The organism is Caulobacter segnis, from assembly GCF_029543125.1.
GTDB lineage: Bacteria > Pseudomonadota > Alphaproteobacteria > Caulobacterales > Caulobacteraceae > Caulobacter > Caulobacter segnis_D.
Genome location: NZ_JARQWW010000001.1, coordinates 458,035 through 473,169, shown reverse-complemented (window position 1 = coordinate 473,169; position 15,135 = coordinate 458,035). Strand labels below are relative to the sequence as shown.

At 66.6% G+C, this 15,135-nt stretch carries 16 protein-coding genes; 10 read left to right on the top strand and 6 right to left on the bottom strand.

Annotation, left to right across the window (positions count from 1 at the left end; translation table 11 throughout):
* Positions 1-39 precede the first annotated feature (39 nt).
* The 4 genes from P7B02_RS02300 to P7B02_RS02285 all read left to right on the top strand — a co-directional run bounded on the left by P7B02_RS02300 (position 40) and on the right by P7B02_RS02285 (position 2,392).
* Positions 40-462, top strand: a complete 423-nt coding sequence (locus P7B02_RS02300) for a hypothetical protein (protein WP_277784685.1) — start codon at positions 40-42, stop codon at positions 460-462.
* Positions 463-531: 69 nt separating this feature from the next.
* Positions 532-1,251 carry a Crp/Fnr family transcriptional regulator gene (locus tag P7B02_RS02295; RefSeq protein ID WP_277784684.1) on the top strand — a complete coding sequence of 240 codons (720 nt, stop codon included), beginning with the start codon at positions 532-534 and terminating at the stop codon, positions 1,249-1,251.
* A 167-nt stretch (positions 1,252-1,418) separates the two neighbouring features.
* Complete coding sequence (locus tag P7B02_RS02290) at positions 1,419-1,958, top strand: sigma-70 family RNA polymerase sigma factor (protein WP_277784683.1); 540 nt, start codon at positions 1,419-1,421, stop codon at positions 1,956-1,958.
* 107 nt (positions 1,959-2,065) lie between these two features.
* Positions 2,066-2,392 carry a CBS domain-containing protein gene (locus P7B02_RS02285; protein WP_277784682.1) on the top strand — a complete coding sequence of 109 codons (327 nt, stop codon included), beginning with the start codon at positions 2,066-2,068 and terminating at the stop codon, positions 2,390-2,392.
* Positions 2,393-2,427: 35 nt separating this feature from the next.
* Here the strand turns inward: P7B02_RS02285 and P7B02_RS02280 are convergent, their stop codons facing one another.
* The 3 genes from P7B02_RS02280 to P7B02_RS02270 form a co-directional block, all read right to left on the bottom strand.
* Complete coding sequence (locus P7B02_RS02280; RefSeq protein WP_277784681.1) at positions 2,428-2,643, bottom strand: hypothetical protein; 216 nt, start codon at positions 2,641-2,643, stop codon at positions 2,428-2,430.
* A gap of 184 nt (positions 2,644-2,827) precedes the next feature.
* Entirely contained in the window at positions 2,828-3,811 is a 984-nt protein-coding gene (locus tag P7B02_RS02275; RefSeq protein ID WP_277784680.1) for an ATP-dependent DNA ligase, read from the bottom strand.
* A 64-nt stretch (positions 3,812-3,875) separates the two neighbouring features.
* Entirely contained in the window at positions 3,876-4,124 is a 249-nt protein-coding gene (locus tag P7B02_RS02270) for a hypothetical protein (protein WP_277784679.1), read from the bottom strand.
* Between the two features lie 260 nt (positions 4,125-4,384).
* Here P7B02_RS02270 and P7B02_RS02265 point away from each other — a divergent pair, with 260 nt between their 5' ends.
* From P7B02_RS02265 to P7B02_RS02250, 4 genes are all read left to right on the top strand, one after another.
* Positions 4,385-6,388, top strand: coding sequence for an acyltransferase family protein (locus P7B02_RS02265; RefSeq protein WP_277784678.1), 2,004 nt, complete (start codon positions 4,385-4,387; stop codon positions 6,386-6,388).
* Between the two features lie 248 nt (positions 6,389-6,636).
* A complete protein-coding gene (locus P7B02_RS02260) occupies positions 6,637-7,278 on the top strand; it encodes an exopolysaccharide biosynthesis polyprenyl glycosylphosphotransferase (protein WP_277784677.1) in 642 nt (213 codons plus the stop codon).
* Between the two features lie 144 nt (positions 7,279-7,422).
* A complete protein-coding gene (locus tag P7B02_RS02255; RefSeq protein WP_277784676.1) occupies positions 7,423-7,806 on the top strand; it encodes a hypothetical protein in 384 nt (127 codons plus the stop codon).
* A complete protein-coding gene (locus P7B02_RS02250; protein WP_277784675.1) occupies positions 7,803-8,144 on the top strand; it encodes a type II toxin-antitoxin system VapC family toxin in 342 nt (113 codons plus the stop codon). The genes P7B02_RS02255 and P7B02_RS02250 overlap by 4 nt, the downstream gene beginning before the upstream one ends.
* A gap of 209 nt (positions 8,145-8,353) precedes the next feature.
* Here the strand turns inward: P7B02_RS02250 and P7B02_RS02245 are convergent, their stop codons facing one another.
* From P7B02_RS02245 to P7B02_RS02235, 3 genes are all read right to left on the bottom strand, one after another.
* On the bottom strand, positions 8,354-8,656 hold the full coding sequence (locus tag P7B02_RS02245; RefSeq protein WP_277784674.1) for a HigA family addiction module antitoxin: 303 nt from the start codon (positions 8,654-8,656) through the stop codon (positions 8,354-8,356).
* The gene (locus P7B02_RS02240; RefSeq protein ID WP_277784673.1) at positions 8,646-8,936 is read right to left on the bottom strand and encodes a type II toxin-antitoxin system RelE/ParE family toxin; all 291 of its coding nucleotides are present in this window, start codon (positions 8,934-8,936) and stop codon (positions 8,646-8,648) included. Before P7B02_RS02240 ends, P7B02_RS02245 begins: the two co-directional genes overlap by 11 nt.
* Before the next feature lie 154 nt (positions 8,937-9,090).
* Complete coding sequence (locus P7B02_RS02235; RefSeq protein WP_277784672.1) at positions 9,091-12,543, bottom strand: TonB-dependent receptor domain-containing protein; 3,453 nt, start codon at positions 12,541-12,543, stop codon at positions 9,091-9,093.
* 376 nt (positions 12,544-12,919) lie between these two features.
* On the opposite strand from P7B02_RS02235, the gene P7B02_RS02230 reads away from it, so the two are divergent.
* Together P7B02_RS02230 and P7B02_RS02225 are read left to right on the top strand one after the other, a co-directional pair.
* Positions 12,920-14,158, top strand: a complete 1,239-nt coding sequence (locus tag P7B02_RS02230) for a pectate lyase family protein (protein ID WP_277784671.1) — start codon at positions 12,920-12,922, stop codon at positions 14,156-14,158.
* Positions 14,155-15,135, top strand: coding sequence for a pectinesterase family protein (locus P7B02_RS02225; RefSeq protein WP_277784670.1), 981 nt, complete (start codon positions 14,155-14,157; stop codon positions 15,133-15,135). Before P7B02_RS02230 ends, P7B02_RS02225 begins: the two co-directional genes overlap by 4 nt.

Below are 15,135 nucleotides of genomic sequence, written 5' to 3'. Positions count from 1 at the left end.
CGGCCCGGGGCCGCGGCGCCAGACGCCGCCGAAGGCCGTATGACAGCCCGTCGCGCCTACGCCGTCGTCGCCGCCCGATCCCCGACGCCGGGACTGGTCGTGGCGCTCGAACAGTGCGGCTACGAAGTGCGCAAGCGAGATCCGCGCAGTTTCGACCTGGGGGCGCCGTGCGACCTTGCGCTGATCGATCTTAACGGCGACGGCGCCGAGACCGCTTTCGCCGCCCTGCGGCGGGTCCGCGAGCGCCTGCCCGGGCTGCCGGTGATCTTCATCGCCAGCGGTCTGGCTCCGGACGACGTGCTCGCCCTGACCCGTCATGCCCACGGCGTCCCGGTCGTCACGCCCAACACCGACCGTCGGCGTCTGGAGCAGGCGATCGCGGCGGCCGCCGATCCGGAGCTGCTGGACGACGACGAAGACGCCCTGCGCGCCCCCCGGCACAAGGGCGCTGAGGCGTCCTAACCTATGTGAAGGCGCTGCGCGCCGTCGCGCGGCAGGCTGGGGCTCGTTGCAGACTGCCCCGGACCGAAGTTGCTCACCTCCGACCTCGACGACGTGCGCCGGACGCCATTTTCGCCCGCCGATCTCGCACGGCTCCTGGCTCGCGCCGGCGTCATTCCGCACCCGTTCAAGGCGCGTCAGCAGATTCATATCGGCTCCGACCCCGGCCAGCTCGCAATCGTGCTGAAGGGCGCCGTTTCGGTCGCCGTGCAGCTTGATGACGGCTTTTCGATCGAGGCGGCCCTGGCCGGCGCGGGCGACTGGCTGGGCTGGCCGCCGACGGCGGCGCACGGGCAGTTCACCGCCGCGCTCGACGGCGAGCTGGGCATAGTCTCGCTCGACGCGCTCCTGGCTCAGGCGTCCGCCGTCGGTCGGCCCGCGCCCGACGTGCTCGCCCTGGCCGCGCCCCTGGTCCAGCGCGTTTCGCTCAACCTGGCCTGTCAGGCCCGCCACTCCGTCGCCCAGCGGCTGGCCCGCCGCATCCTCGACCTCAGTCGTTTGGGAGGCGACCTGTCCACCGTCCCCATGACCCAGGACGACGCGGCCATGGCGCTGGGCGTGCAGCGCACCAGCGTGACCCATGCGGCTGTCAGATTGCAGCAGGCGCAGGCGGTGCGCGTCGTGCGCGCCCGAACCATCATCAAGGACCGCGCCCTGCTGGAGCGCCTGGCCTGCACCTGCTCGCGGCCTCGTGCGCCGGCCGCAGACCCGCGACATCTCCAAGTTTCTCGCCTTCCCAGTGTAAAGTGAAGCTTGATGAAAGTGGTGTTCCCGTCGCATTTAATATTTGCGGAATTTGTTCCCGACGTTTGTTGTAAGAAACAATAAATTATGCTGCAGAAGACTATCATAAGATAAGGTGTATGCGGACCGTAGGGTCTTTGATGGCGAAAATCCACTTTCGCCGTTGAGGGGCCATGGACAAGTTCATGCGCGACGTCACCGCTTACATTCCGCAGCTGCGCGGTTACGCCGCCAGTCTGACGGGGTCGCTGGCCGACGCCGACGACCTTGTTCAGGAAATGCTGCTCAGGGTCTGCCGCCATCGCAGCCAGTTTCAGGAGGGCACGAACCTGCGCGCCTGGCTGCATACGATCCTGCGCAACGTGTTCTACTCCAGGCTTCGTCGCGAACGCTCGATGGTCCAGGATGTCGAGGGGCGGCACGCAGCCCAGCTGGGGCAGGCGCCGGATCAGGAGTGGCGCCTGAGGTTCGGCGAGCTTTTGCAGGCTCTGGACAAGATCACGCCCGAGCAGCGCGAAGCGCTTATCCTGGTTGTGGTCTCGGGACTGTCCTACGAGGAGGCCGCCGAGGTCTGCGGCTGCGCGGTCGGCACGATCAAGAGCCGCATCAACCGGGCCCGGGACCGCCTGGCGACGCTTCTGGACATTGCTGACAGCCGCTCGCACGGGGGACGGGCGGGGTGGGCCGACCATCGCCCCACGGCCTACCTTTGACCGGCCTGCGGGTCCGCGACGCCATGACCGTCTGCGCGACCATCTGCCGACCCGCCGACAGTCTGAAGAGGGTGGCCAGGACCATGGCCAGCCTCGACATCGGCTGAATGCCCGTCGGCGACGCCGATCGTCTGGTCGGCGTGGTCACCGATCGCGATATCGTGGTGCGCGCACTGGCCGGCGGTCTTCGGCCGGGCGCGCCGGTGGCCGGGGTGATGAGCGCCCCGGTGAGGTGCTGTCTGGAGGATGACAGCCTCGAGGCGGCGGCCTCATGCATGGCGAGGCATCAGCTTCGCCGCCTGCCCGTGCTGAACATCGACAGGCGCCTCGTGGGCGTATTGTCGCTCGGGGACCTGGCTCGGGCCGGAACCGAGGCGGCCTGCGCCGCCCGGTGCGCCCTCGTCGGCGCAAGCCGCGCGGCTTGCGCCCGTTGAGAGCCGCACCCGATCAGCCCCGCACGGATGGCATGTCACCTCCAGGACGGGCGGGGCGGCAACAACTGCAGCAGACGTTCTCGAGCCACGTGGCGCGGATCGCGCCCTTCCAGGGGAAAGGTGGCCGAGCCGTAGTCACACCGCACCTTTATGTTCTCACCCTGCTGCAGCCAGCTGCCCCAATAGCGCATGCCGGCGACGTCCATCTGGAAAGCCCGCATCTTCATGTCCTCCCGAGCCCCGGCGGACATGATGTCCTCCGGCTCCCGTCAAACGACAGCGCCCGACCGTTAGGTCCGCGCTTAACATCGGATAAGACTGGGAAACTTCAGGCTCTGGCTGAACCGGCGGCAGCGGCGACGTCACCCGCAAAGGGCGGGGGGGGCGGCGGCGGCAGGGGGGCGAGATCCGCAGGCTTGTCCGGTGATCGCGGCCTCACGCCTGAAGCTGCTCGCAGCGGCACTGCCGCGGCGACTTGTCCGGTCGAAAGCGAACGAGCCGCGTGCCGTGACGGAAGCGGGCTTCGGAGACGTGGTCGAAGGCGACCTCCACCACCAGTTCGGGACGAAGCGGCTCCCAGGCGGCGCTGCGCTCGTCGCTCCAGCGGCTGCGGCCGCCGGGTGCGTCGCCGGTGAATCCCGGCCCCCCGCGCAGCGCCTCCAGCCTTCGGGTCAGGGCGGGCTTGTCGGCCGCCGCCAGGCCGGAGGTGAAGCCGACGTGGTTGAGCCGGCCATCTTCATCATAAAGGCCAAGCAGCAGCGAGGCGACCGTCGCGCCGGCCCGATCGTAGCGAAAGCCGCCGACGACGCAGTCCGCCGTCCGCAACCGCTTGACCTTGACCATCGCCCGCTCGCCCGGGGCATAAGGCCCGTCGTCGCGTTTGGCGATGACGCCTTCGATGTCGCCGGCGTCAAGCCAGGCCTGGGCGCACGCCAGATCCGCCGTTCCGGGAGTGAGAGCCAGTTGGCGGCTGTCGGTCCCCTGCAGGAGCGCTGCGAGGCGCCGGGCGCGGTCCCGGCGCGGAGCGTTCAGAAGCTCGCCGCCTTGCGGGTCGAGCAGCAGGTCGAAAAGCATGTATCGGGCGGGGGTCTCTGCCGCGAGGCGCCGGATGCGGCTGGGCGCGGGATGCAGCCGCATCTGCAGGGCCGCAAAGGAGGTCTCGCCGTTCACCTCGACAATCAGCTCACCGTCGAGGATGAAACGATCAAACGGCAATGCGGCCAAAACGGCCATGATCTCGGGAAAGTAGCGTCCCAGCGGCTTGCCGGACTTGGCTCTGAGGTCGATCTGCGCGCCCTGACGAAACGCCAGGCAGCGAAAACCATCCCACTTGGGCTCGTACCACCAGCCGTCCGTCGACGGCAGCTGCGGCGCCGGGCGGGCCTCCATCGGCCGAAGGGTGTCTGGATGCGCAGGCATCCCGTCTCAAGTCCGCCGCGACCCGACAGTTCCTGGTCGGCCCGCTCTGGCGCCGCCGGCGGGATCAGCCCAGCAGCACCTTGAGGGCCAGGAACACGATCGCCCAAAATGCGCCGCAGGTGGCGACGATGAAGCTGAGCGTCACGCGCGGGGGCCATTTGGCCTCCTCGGAGAAGGCGCGGTCCAGGTCGGACTGCATCTGACGGGCAGGGCTTTGGGCGCTGGCCTCCAGGCCCGTCGCCAAATGCAGACGAGGGGCGGCCGGATCGACGACGTCGTCGATGCCCTGATCAACCTTGCGCTTATGCTTCACCGGACGGCTCCCTTCTGGAACAGCCCGTCTTTTAGATCGCGGGCCTAAACAAACCGTCGGCGGACATGCTTAAGCAATGAAGAACGCCGGCCGATAAGCTTAAGCTTAGCGCAAGGGTTTTTCGCGGCAGGCCAAGATGTTCGGCGCCAAGGAACCGGACATGGCGACGGCAAATCCTGACATCGCCCCGGCTTCGCCGCTTTTTCGCCATGGGCGGCAGGGTTAGTTTGCACCGCAGCAAGTTACTGACGAGGCGCCGGATGCACGATGACGCCCAAGCCCCTCCCGCGGCCGCCGCGCCGGGCGGCTACAGGCCCGATATCGACGGCCTGCGGGCGGTCGCGGTCATTCCGGTGGTGCTCTTTCACGCCGGCTTCGAGACCTTGTCCGGCGGTTATGTGGGTGTCGACGTCTTCTTCGTCATCTCGGGCTTCCTGATCACCAGCATCCTTCGCTCGGATCTCGACAAAGGGCGCTACAGCCTCGCCGGCTTCTATGAACGCCGGGCCCGCCGCATCCTGCCCGCCCTGTTCGCCTGTCTGGCGGCCACCTTCCTGACCGCCCTGGTCCTGCTGCCGCCCGGAGAGCTCGAAGCCTTGGGCAAGAGCGCGGTCTGGGTGGCGATCTTCGCCTCCAACATCTTCTTCTTCAACGAAGGCGGCTATTTCGGCCGGGCGGCGGAAGACATGCCGCTGCTGCATACCTGGTCGCTGTCGGTGGAGGAGCAATTCTACATCGTCTGGCCGATCCTTTTGGCCCTGCTGGTGCGCCACGCCACCCGGCGGCGGATGTTCGCCGCCGTCCTGGGGCTCGGCGCACTGTCCCTGGCCGCGAGCGTGTGGATGGTGGGGCGCAATGGCGAGGCGGCCTTCTATCTGGCGCCTTACCGCGCCTGGGAGCTCCTGCTCGGGGCAGGGCTGGCCATGGGCATGGCGCCGAGGGTCCGCCCGGCGCGTCTGCGCGCCGTCCTGGCGGCGGCGGGTCTGGGACTGATCGTGTGGCCCATGCTTGCCTATGAGGCGACGACGCCCTTCCCCGGCTTCGGGGCGATCCCGCCCTGTCTGGGCGCCGCCTTGCTGCTGCATGTGGGCCGTGACGCGGGCCCCGTCACGCGCCTCCTGTCAAGCAAGGCGATGGTCGGTGTGGGGCTGATCTCCTACTCGCTCTATCTCTGGCACTGGCCGGTGCTGGTGCTGGGTCGGGTCGCGCTCAACCGTGACTTCGAGCCGGCGGAGGCCGCTGCCGCCGTCACCCTCGCCTTTTTGCTGGCCTGGCTCTCCTGGCGGTACGTGGAGCGTCCTTTCCGCACCCACGTGCGCCTGCCGCGCCCCGACCTGAAAGTGCTCGGCGGCGCGGCGGCCGGCTTGGCCGTGCTTGCCGGGGCAGGGGCCTCGGCGGCTCTGAGCGACGGTTTCAGGCAACGCGCCGCGCCCGGCGTGGCGGTCGCCGAGGCCGCGGGCCGCAGCATCAACCCCCGGCGCGCCAGGTGTCACGTGGACAGCGCCAGCGGCGCTCCCGCCCCCGCGAAGGCCTGCACCCCCGGGGGCGAGCATGCCGCCATCCTGCTGTGGGGCGACAGCCACGCCGACCATTTCGCCCCGGCCGTTTACGCCTTCGCCGATCGCCTCGGCGTGCCGGCCCGCCAGGCCAGCAAGAGTTCCTGCCGACCCGTCCTCACCGACGGCCGCGTCGCCGCCAATGTCGGGGTGATGACCGCCGACTGCGCGGCCTTCAACGAAGCCGTGCTCACCCAGGCCGCCGCTAATCCCGACTTGAAGACCGTCGTCCTCGCCGGCTGGTGGATCATGCGCAAGGGCGCCGAGGCCGACGGGGGGCGCGGCTTCGAGCGCGCCGCCACGTACAGTCTCACGCGGATGCGCGAGGCTCTCGGCCCCGATGTGGAGATCGTGGTCCTCGGCTCGACCCCGGCCTTCGATTTCTGGCCGGCCCAGTGCCTGTCGCGCGCTCGCCAGGCCGGCCGGGACGAGAAGGCCTGCCGCGTCGGGACGGCGATCAATGCGAAGGAGGCGCGGGACGCCGACGCCATCCTCGCTCGCATCGCCGCGCGCACCCCTGGGGTGCGCTGGGCGCCGCTCTGGGACGATCTTTGCGACGGCGCGCGGTGCGCGACGATCCTGGGCGGGGCGGTGCTTCTGCGCGACCACAACCACTTCACGGTGGAGGGCGGCCAACGCCTGCTGAGTCCCAAACTGGCGCAGCTTTCAGTTGCACGAGAGGCGCGGTCAATGCTGCATGACGGATAACAAAGTTATCCGAAATCCGCCTGAGATGGACTGAGCGAGGCGCGGGCCGAATATTGTCGGACAGGCGACATAAGTGTCTCGGATCGCTCGGATTTGTCGCCGAATAGTCAAACGGCGCCCCTTCGCGCAGCGTTTGAGTAAGCTTAATCCCGCTGTTCGCCGAATCTCTTTGCCATTTGATAACTACGTTTCTAGTTTGGCCCCGTCCTTGCCACGCTCCCCCGTGGTTGTGGGCATGGGGTGCTGGGATGTTCAATATCGAGACAGCGGACGAACTGCTGGCCGCCGAGCGCGCGCCGGCTGCGGTGACGAGCGTGCTGAAGCGGGCCATGGATATCGTGGTGGCGCTGGGCATGCTGATCTTCACCCTGCCGCTCACCGTGCCCGCGGCGATCCTGGTGGCCCTGTCCTCCAAGGGCCCGATCCTCTTTCGTCAGCGCCGCACGGGCCTGAACGGCAAGACCTTCCTGATTCTGAAGTTCCGCTCCATGCGCGTGGCTGAGGCCGGCTCGTTCCGCCAGGCCACCCGCGACGATGACCGCATCACCCCCATCGGCCGCTTCCTGCGCCGCTCCTCCATCGACGAGCTGCCGCAGCTGATCAATGTGCTGAAAGGCGAGATGAGCCTGATCGGCCCGCGCCCCCACGCGGTGGACCACGACATCCTGTGCCGCGCCCAGGTGGCCGACTACGACGCCCGCTACATGGTCCGCCCGGGCCTTACGGGTCTTGCCCAGGTGGCCGGCCTTCGCGGCGAGTCCTGCGACAGCCTCATGAACGAGCGCGTGCGCATGGACGTATCCTATATCGAGAAGTGGTCCATCGGCCTGGACTTCAAGATCCTCATCAAGACCGCCCTCGTCGTCCTCTTCCAGAAGACCGCCTACTAGCGCGTCCGGTTCGGCGCGCTAAAGCGCCGTTCCCCTCGATGGCTGTTCGGCGTGCTCATCTGAGCGCTGAAACCCAGATCGGAAGGTCCGCGAGCAGGCGCTCGCAGCATAGACGCGTCTGCGGCCCGGGCGGGCGACGGTGTCGTGTTCGGTCAGGCGAGCGCCGCGCCGAAGGGCTTCACCCTGGAGAAGCTTGCCTTGTCAGATACTTCCGGAAAAATTTCCGGAAATGGAAAGTTTGCCATGACTAAAACTGCTCAGTCCGCTCTTGGGAAGCGTCGAGCAAAGCTCGCGCGTCGTGGATTTGTTCGGTTGGAGGTTAGCGTCGATAAGCAAGACGCAAGCCTGCTGCGTAGTGTGGCGTCTGCTCTGTCTGATCCGGTGCTCCAGCATGAGACAGGGCGCCTCCTGCGCGATCGCTTCCAGCGCGGCGCGCAAACGGACCTGAAAGCCTTGCTCGCGTCAGCACCGCTTGACGGGATTGAGCTTGATCGCGACCGCGACGTCGGCCGCGAAGTCGATCTATGAGTTTTCTCATCGATACGAACATCATTTCCGAACTGCGGAAGGGCGAGGCTTGTGATCGCAATCTAGCCCGCTGGTACGCATCGATCGATGCGGACGATATCTTCCTAAGCGCGCTTGTCTTGGGAGAAATCCGCAAGGGGGTCGAGCAGGTTCGTCGTCGGGATGAACTCAAGGCACGAATGCTGGAAGCTTGGCTGAATGATGTTCATGTGGCGTTTCAAGGACGCATCCTCAGTGTCGACACCGCCGTTGCTGAACAGTGGGGCAGGCTGAGCGCAATTCGATCTGTCCCAAGATCGACAGCATGCTGGCCGCCACCGCACTGGTTCACCGTCTGACGCTCGTTACACGCAGTACGAAGGATGTCGAAACGCTCGGCTCGGCGGTTCTCAACCCCTTCGAGCTCTACTCGCCAGGCTGAGGATCGTGCCGCTTGGCAAGATCGCTGCCCCCGGCCGATGACCGCCTTGTCTGCGTCATCTGCAATGATGCCGGCCGCGTCCTACCGTCGTAGTGCGCAAACGCTCTGCTGGAAGGACGCCTGTAGTCAGGCGGCTTTGGCGAATGGCTTCACCTTGATGGAGCTTTCATGCGCACGCGCCTCAGCCAACTCATATGCCGTCTGCATGCGCAGCAACGTGTCGGCCTTGACGCCGAAGGCCTTCTCAAAGCGGATCGCCATATCCGCCGACAGCTTGGCGTGACCGTTGAGCAGGTTGCTGAGCGCCTGCCTTGAGACGCTGAAGTGCTCGGCAAGAGCGGTCACGCTCACACCCGCGGGTGACACGATCTCGGCGTTGAGCCAGTCACCTACATGAACGGCCAGGGACGGATGCATCTTAAGAGCCATGATAATCCTCCAGGTCCAGATCGATGAGCGCGCCGTCATCATTGATACAGAACGTCAGGCGCCAATTCTTCGTCACGGTCATCGACCAAAAGCCTGAGCGATCACCGGTAAGCTGATGCAGCCCGAAATTCGGAGGCGTAACCAACTCTCCAAGAGCCTCGGCCGCGTCGATGAAGGCCAGCATCCTGCGCAATCGGCTGACATCGCCTACCAGGCCCTTCGCATTGCCGGTCTCGAAGAAACGCTTCAGCCCTTTGTGGCGGATGCTCTCGATCTCCATTGTTCTAGTTTGGACTTCAAGTCCCCGTTGTCAAGTGACGCGTTACGATTGACAAAGTTGTCTACTTTGCCCCGAGTTCCGCCGGAAAAGAAAAGGCGCCGGATGAACCGGCGCCCGGAAGTTTCCTTGGAGGGGATCCAAGGGGTCTTCGAGATCAGTAGACGATGCGCGCGCCCACGAAGAACTGGCGCCCGGTGCTGGCGTACTGCGAGACGAGCGGGTCGTTCTCGTAGCCATAGCGCTGGTCCTTCTGGTCGGTGAGGTTGAGCGCCTCGGCCGTGAAGGTGACGTGGTCGTTCCACTGATATGAGAACGAGGCGTCGAGGTTGAAGGTCTTCCTGCTCGACACGAAGTCGTTGATCAGCGGCGCATCGCAGACGCCCGGATTGCAGCCGCCCGAGGCCAGCGGATAGGTGGTCTTGTAGGGCGACCGGTAAGCCGCCGAGAAGCGGCCGCTGAACTTGTCGGTCTCGTAGAACACCGTGGCGTTCACCGACTTGGGCGAGGCGCCCAGGAACGGCGCCTTGCCGGTGATGTTGGCGACCGGGTCGAGGATGAACTCCAGCTCGCTGTCGATATAGGTGTAGTTGGCCTGGACCCCGAAGTTCTCGGTCCACTGCGGCAGGAACCCGAAGGTCTCCGGCAGGAAGGTCAGGTTCTGCTGATAGTTCAGCTCGAAGCCCTGAAGGTAGCCCCCCGGCGCGTCGTTGTACTGGCGGATCTGGAAGGTGCGGTCCTGATCCAGATAGGCCCGGCGGCTGGCCGACTGATCGTCCGTCAGGCCGTCGTAGGTGGCGCGGATGCTGGCGATGCCTTCGGCGTCGAAGATCGAGCTGAGCGGTCCTTCGCGGATGACGATCTGCGGGAAGCTGTTGATCTCCTTGCGGAAGACCGCCGCCGACAGCACCGCGCCGGTGTCGAAGTACCACTCGACGCTGGCGTCATAGTTCGTGGCGCGGAACGGCTTCAGGCGCACATTTCCCACGGTGATGGCGGCGTTGCTGCCGTCATAGTCCGCCGGCTGCGTGCCGATGCCCGTGGGCACCGTCAGGTTGCTGATCCCGGGCGACAGAGCCACAAGCTGCGGACGAGCCATGACCTTGGCCACGCCGACGCGCAGCATCAGCTTTTCGTTGAGCTCATAGGCGGCGTTGAACGACGGAAGGGTGTCGTTGTACTCGTGGTTCTCCACCACGGGCCGGCCGCTGGGCGTGCGGCCGCGAGCCTCGATCTCGGTCTTGACCTGACGCACCCCGACATTGCCGCGCAAGGTGCGGCCGAGGAAGGTGAGATTGTAGTCCACCTGGCCGAAGAAGCCGGTGTCCTTCTCATCGACGCCGAAGGTGCCGACGCCGCCGTTGCGCAGGTCCGACAGGCGCCAGTCGCCGAACTTGTTGATGCAGTTGCAGTCGAACCCGAAGCGCTCGCGGAAGGCGTCGAGGTTCGGCGCGAAGAAGCTCTGCGGCGTGCCGGCCGGCAGGTCGAGGCCCTCGCCGAACTTCACCACCTTGCCCATCTGGCCGACCGTGGTCGCGCCCACCAGGCCGCCGCGCACGCCTTCGAGCAGGCTGGGGTTCATGGTGTCGCCGATCAGGCGTTCATAGCGAGTGTAGTAGAAGCCGAATTCTCGCTGGCTTCCCCCCGCCTTGAAGGTGAAGTTGGGGTTCAGGTCGTAGGCGACGTCGAACTGGATCGCCTCGTAGTCGTTGCGCGCGATCGTGTAGTAGTGGCGCAGCGCCGAGTAGCCCTTCACGAAGTCCCACTTGGTCGGATCGGCAACGTCGAAGCCGAAGTCCATGGACGGCATGGCGCCGCCCTGGCGGTCGTCATAGACGAAGTAACCGTTGCCGGCCGTGCCGTTGCCCGAATCCAGGCGGATGAAGTCCGCCAGCAGACCCCGGTTCTTGTTGATCGAGCGCGAGCGGCCGTAGCGGCCGTGGACCCGCAGGTTGTCGGTGAGCTCGTGCTCGATGTCGATCGAGTTCTGGGCGAAGTAGTTGGTGAACGAGCCCTGGTCGATGGCCGAGCGGAAGTCGACATTGCCCAGAACCAGGTAGTTGGCGCTGTCACCCGCGGAGGTCAGGCCCGCATCGATGAGGCGCGTGGCGGGACGGCCCAGGAACTGTGCACGCATGGCCTGGCCTTGCGGGTGGGCCACATAACCCACTGAGCCGGGCTGGTTGTAGTAGTCGTAGACCTCGAGATTGTTGGGGTTGAAGCTGCCGGCTCCGGCCGGCAGGCCGCCCGCGCCATAAATGGTCGAGTTGAACACCGGCGTGTTGCCGTACTGCGATTGGCCGCAGTCGATGGCGTCGCGGAATGACGTCGCCGCCTGGGTGGCGCAGTTGGCGTAGGCGGTGCGGCGGTTGGCGTAGGTGTTCTGCGCGGCGGAGGCCGTTGTGGCGGTCTGGTAGCTGAAGTTGGTGGGCGTGCGGTTGCCGTTGGTGTTGTTGCGGTTCAGGCCGATGGCGCCGATCTGGTAGTTGTCGGCGGTCTGATCCATCTCGGCGTAGAGGCCGTCATAGCTGATGGTGGTGCGCTCGGTCGGCTTCCACTGCATGGAAAGCGTCAGGCCCAGGCGCTCCTGCTCCAGTTCGCGGTGGTTGAGCGACGAGAGGGTGGGGATGCGCACCAGCGAGCCGCGGTAGTTGTTCGGCCCGTAGAGCAGCTCATAGGCGCGCGGGTTGGAGCCGATCAGATACTGCAGGGCTTCCGGATTGGTGACGCGCGGAATGACGTTGGCGGCGTTGACATTGGTGGGCAGGGCGAAGCCTTGCGGGTCGCCCGCGGCCGCGGCGGCGGCGTTGTTGTAGGTGGAGCCGCGATAGGTGTAGTCGGGCCCGCCCAGGCCGCGCGTATAGCTGTCGATGACCTGTTCGCGGCGGTTGTAGGCCACCGAGCCGAGGACGCCGAACTGGCCCAGCGGCGTGTCCCAGCGATCCGAGAGCAGACCGGCCAGGCGCGGGTTATGCTTGCCGCCGTTCTCGTAATAGGCGTCCTGGGCGGTGAAGGCCATGCGCCGGCCGCTGTAGTTGAACGGGCGGCCGCTGATCAGGTCCACCGTAGCGCCCAGCGAGCCTTCGTCCACTTCCGCCGAGGCGGTCTTTTGCACCTGCAGCGAGCTGAAGAGCTCGGAGGCGAAGGTGTTGAACTGGAAGCCCCGGTCGCGGCTCAGCGCGCCGTCGGCGGTGCTGGAGCCGGAGGTCGAGAGGGTCTCCAGGCCGTTCAGGCGAACGCGGGTGAAATCACCCCCCAGGCCCCGGACCGAAATGGTGTTGCCCTCGCCGTTGACCCGGTCGATCGACACGCCCGGCAGGCGCTGAAGCGATTCGGCCAGGTTGGCGTCGGGGAAGTCGGCGATGTCCTCGGCGTTGATGACGTCGACCATGACGTTGGATTCGCGCTTCTGCACGAGGGCGCTCTGCAAAGCCGCGCGGAACCCGGTGACGACGATTTCATCGACGGCGGTGTCTTCCGCCGGGGCGGCCTCCTGGGCCATGACGGGGCCGCAGACGAGGGTGGCGGCGAGCGCCGCGCCCATGGCGATGGCCCGCGACGACGCCCCACAACCGAGGCGCGCACGCAATTGTGGCGTGATCTGAATCATAGGTCTCTTCCCCGGGCTCCTCCCACGATGCCCGGCCTGATTTGAACGGGACGCGCCCGCCGGCCGATGCTCGCTCACAACCGCCCAGCCCAGGGGACGGCCGTCATCTCTCTGCTCCCGCCCTGACAGGCGAAAACGGCCCTTTCGTCGTGAAATCGCGAAAGATACCGGTATCATTGCTAACTCGAACCCCGTTTGCTGACAATGCCACCGGTGTCAGTTTTTTCTTGACCGAGCCTTGGCTCCCCTCGTTTGATGAGCCCGCCAAGGACGTCGCGGCCATAAGGACGCTACGGAAAGGGGTGCTTCGCCGGCTCGTCGAAGCGCAACCATTTCGTGTGCAAGACGCCTGGAAGAGCGCGCTCGGGAGGAGCCGATGGGACCTTGCACCGGGCGGATCAGCCGCCGAACGTTCACCGCCGCCGTCTTTGCGGCTGCGGCCGTATCGACCGCCGCGGCGGCATCGGAGGACGACGGCTTCACGCGCACCCGCGGCGGCGAAGGCGGTCGCAGGATCGTCGTCACCACCCTCGCCAATGAAGGGCCGGGATCCCTTCGCGCGGCGCTCAAGGCCAAGGGCCCGCGCATCATCAGCTTCGCCGTGGGCGGGGTCATCGATCTTGGCCGCAAGACCCTCCAGCTGCGCGAGCCGTTCGTGACGATCGATGGCGAAGGGGCGCCGTCTCCGGGCGTCACCCTCATCCGGGGGGATCTGGCCATCAACACCCACGACGTGATCGTGCGCCATATCCGCGTGCGGGCCGGCCGCGACGGGGCGCCCGACAAGAGCGGCTACGAGGTCGACGGAATCTCCCTGCGCAGCGCCCGCGACGTGATCATCGACCATTGCTCGATCTCGTGGGCGACGGACGAGAACCTGTCGGCCTCCGGCCCCAGGTTCGAGGGAGGAGAGGACGTCGCCGGTTGGCGCGCCGGAACCTCGCGCCGCGTGACCTTCAGCAACAACATCGTCTCCGAGGGCCTGTCCAACGCCAGCCACGTCAAGGGCGAGCACTCCAAGGGCAGCCTGATCCACGACAACGCCACGGGCATCCTGATCGTCGGCAACCTCTATGCCCACAACCTCGAGCGCAATCAGCTGTTCAAGGGCGGGGTCCACGCGGTGTCGGTCAACAACCTGATCTATGACCCGGGCACACGAGCCATGCACTATGCCCTCAACGCCTCCGAGTGGGTCGGCCACCCCTGGCAGGTCGGCCAGCTCGTCCTGGTGGGCAACGTGCTCAAGGGCGGCCGCTCCACCCGACCGGACCTGCCGTTCCTCATCGTCGAGGGGCAGGGTGATCTGGAGCTGTTCGCCAAGGACAACCTCGCACATCTGGCCGACGGTCGCGTCATGGCGCCCTTGCGCATTTTGCCCACCGAACCGTTGCCCAAGGTGCGGCCGCTCGCCAAGGCGCCGTTCTGGCCAAGCGGCCTGAAGGCGATCCCGGCGTCGCAGGTGGAGACCAAGGTTCTGGCCCGGGCGGGTGCTCGCCCCTGGGACCGCGATGCGACCGACCTTCGCGTGGTGCGTCAGGTCAAGGACGGGACAGGCAGGGTCATCGACGACGAGGCCGAGGTCGGCGGCTATCCCAAGCGGGCGTCGCAATGAACAGGGCCCTGTCCCGCCGCGCGGTCGCCGCCGGGCTGCTCCTGGCGCCGGCCCTTCCCGCCTCCGCCGCCGCGCATTCTCGCGTCCGGGTGGGGCCAGGCCATCACCCGACGGTCGCGGCGGGTCTCGCCGCCCTGCCGCCGCAAGGCGGCGAGTTGCTCATCGCGCCTGGCGCCTATCGCGAGAAGCTGACCATCGAGGCCGGCGGCGTCACCCTGACCGGGCTCGGGGCCAAGCCGGGCGATGTGGTGCTGGTCTTTGGCGACGGCGCACGAACCGCCGGCGGCACCTTCAAGTCCTCGACCCTCAACGTCTCGGGCGACGACTTCACCGCCCGCAATCTGACAATCCAGAACGACTACCACCTGCGTGATCCGCAGCGATCCCAGGCGGTGGCGCTGTCGATCACCGGCGACCGCGCGGTGTTCGACAAGGTGGTGCTGCTCGGCGCTCAGGACACCCTCTACGCGGCCAGCCGCAAGGGGCGTCCGCCCAGTCGCCAGTACTTCCATGACTGCCGCATCGAGGGGCACGTTGATTTCATCTTCGGCGACGCCAAGGCCTTCTTCGACCGGTGCCATATCCACGCCATCACCAATGACGAGATCTTGATCACGGCGCAGAGCAAGAACGCCCCCGATCAGGACAGCGCCTATGTTTTCGACCGCTGCGTGATCACCGCCGAGCCGGGGGCCGGGAACGTCTATCTGGGCCGCGCCTGGCGGCCATACGCGGCGGTGATCTTCATGCGCACCGACATCCGCGCGCCGCTGAATCCCGCTGGCTGGCGCGAATGGCATCCGGGCCGGACCACTACTTTGGACACCGCCTATTTCGCCGAGTTCGCCTCGACGGGACCGGGAGGCGACGTCTCGGCGCGCGAGCCGCGCACGCACCAGCTGACCAGGGCGCAGGCCGCCCGCTGGTCGAAGTCCGTGTTCCTGGCCGGCGCCGACGGCTGGCGCCCGAAAGTCTGA

Bases quoted from the DNA above. Each gene is read 5' to 3' on its own strand.
- P7B02_RS02300 (WP_277784685.1), top strand. From the start codon at position 40: ATGACAGCCCGTCGCGCCTACGCCGTCGTCGCCGCCCGATCCCCGACG.
- P7B02_RS02290 (WP_277784683.1), top strand. From the start codon at position 1,419: ATGGACAAGTTCATGCGCGACGTCACCGCTTACATTCCGCAGCTGCGC.
- P7B02_RS02285 (WP_277784682.1), top strand. From the start codon at position 2,066: ATGCCCGTCGGCGACGCCGATCGTCTGGTCGGCGTGGTCACCGATCGC.
- P7B02_RS02280 (WP_277784681.1), bottom strand. From the start codon at position 2,643: ATGTCCGCCGGGGCTCGGGAGGACATGAAGATGCGGGCTTTCCAGATG.
- P7B02_RS02275 (WP_277784680.1), bottom strand. From the start codon at position 3,811: ATGCCTGCGCATCCAGACACCCTTCGGCCGATGGAGGCCCGCCCGGCG.
- P7B02_RS02265 (WP_277784678.1), top strand. From the start codon at position 4,385: ATGCACGATGACGCCCAAGCCCCTCCCGCGGCCGCCGCGCCGGGCGGC.
- P7B02_RS02260 (WP_277784677.1), top strand. From the start codon at position 6,637: ATGTTCAATATCGAGACAGCGGACGAACTGCTGGCCGCCGAGCGCGCG.
- P7B02_RS02250 (WP_277784675.1), top strand. From the start codon at position 7,803: ATGAGTTTTCTCATCGATACGAACATCATTTCCGAACTGCGGAAGGGC.
- P7B02_RS02245 (WP_277784674.1), bottom strand. From the start codon at position 8,656: ATGGCTCTTAAGATGCATCCGTCCCTGGCCGTTCATGTAGGTGACTGG.
- P7B02_RS02240 (WP_277784673.1), bottom strand. From the start codon at position 8,936: ATGGAGATCGAGAGCATCCGCCACAAAGGGCTGAAGCGTTTCTTCGAG.
- P7B02_RS02235 (WP_277784672.1), bottom strand. From the start codon at position 12,543: ATGATTCAGATCACGCCACAATTGCGTGCGCGCCTCGGTTGTGGGGCG.
- P7B02_RS02230 (WP_277784671.1), top strand. From the start codon at position 12,920: ATGGGACCTTGCACCGGGCGGATCAGCCGCCGAACGTTCACCGCCGCC.
- P7B02_RS02225 (WP_277784670.1), top strand. From the start codon at position 14,155: ATGAACAGGGCCCTGTCCCGCCGCGCGGTCGCCGCCGGGCTGCTCCTG.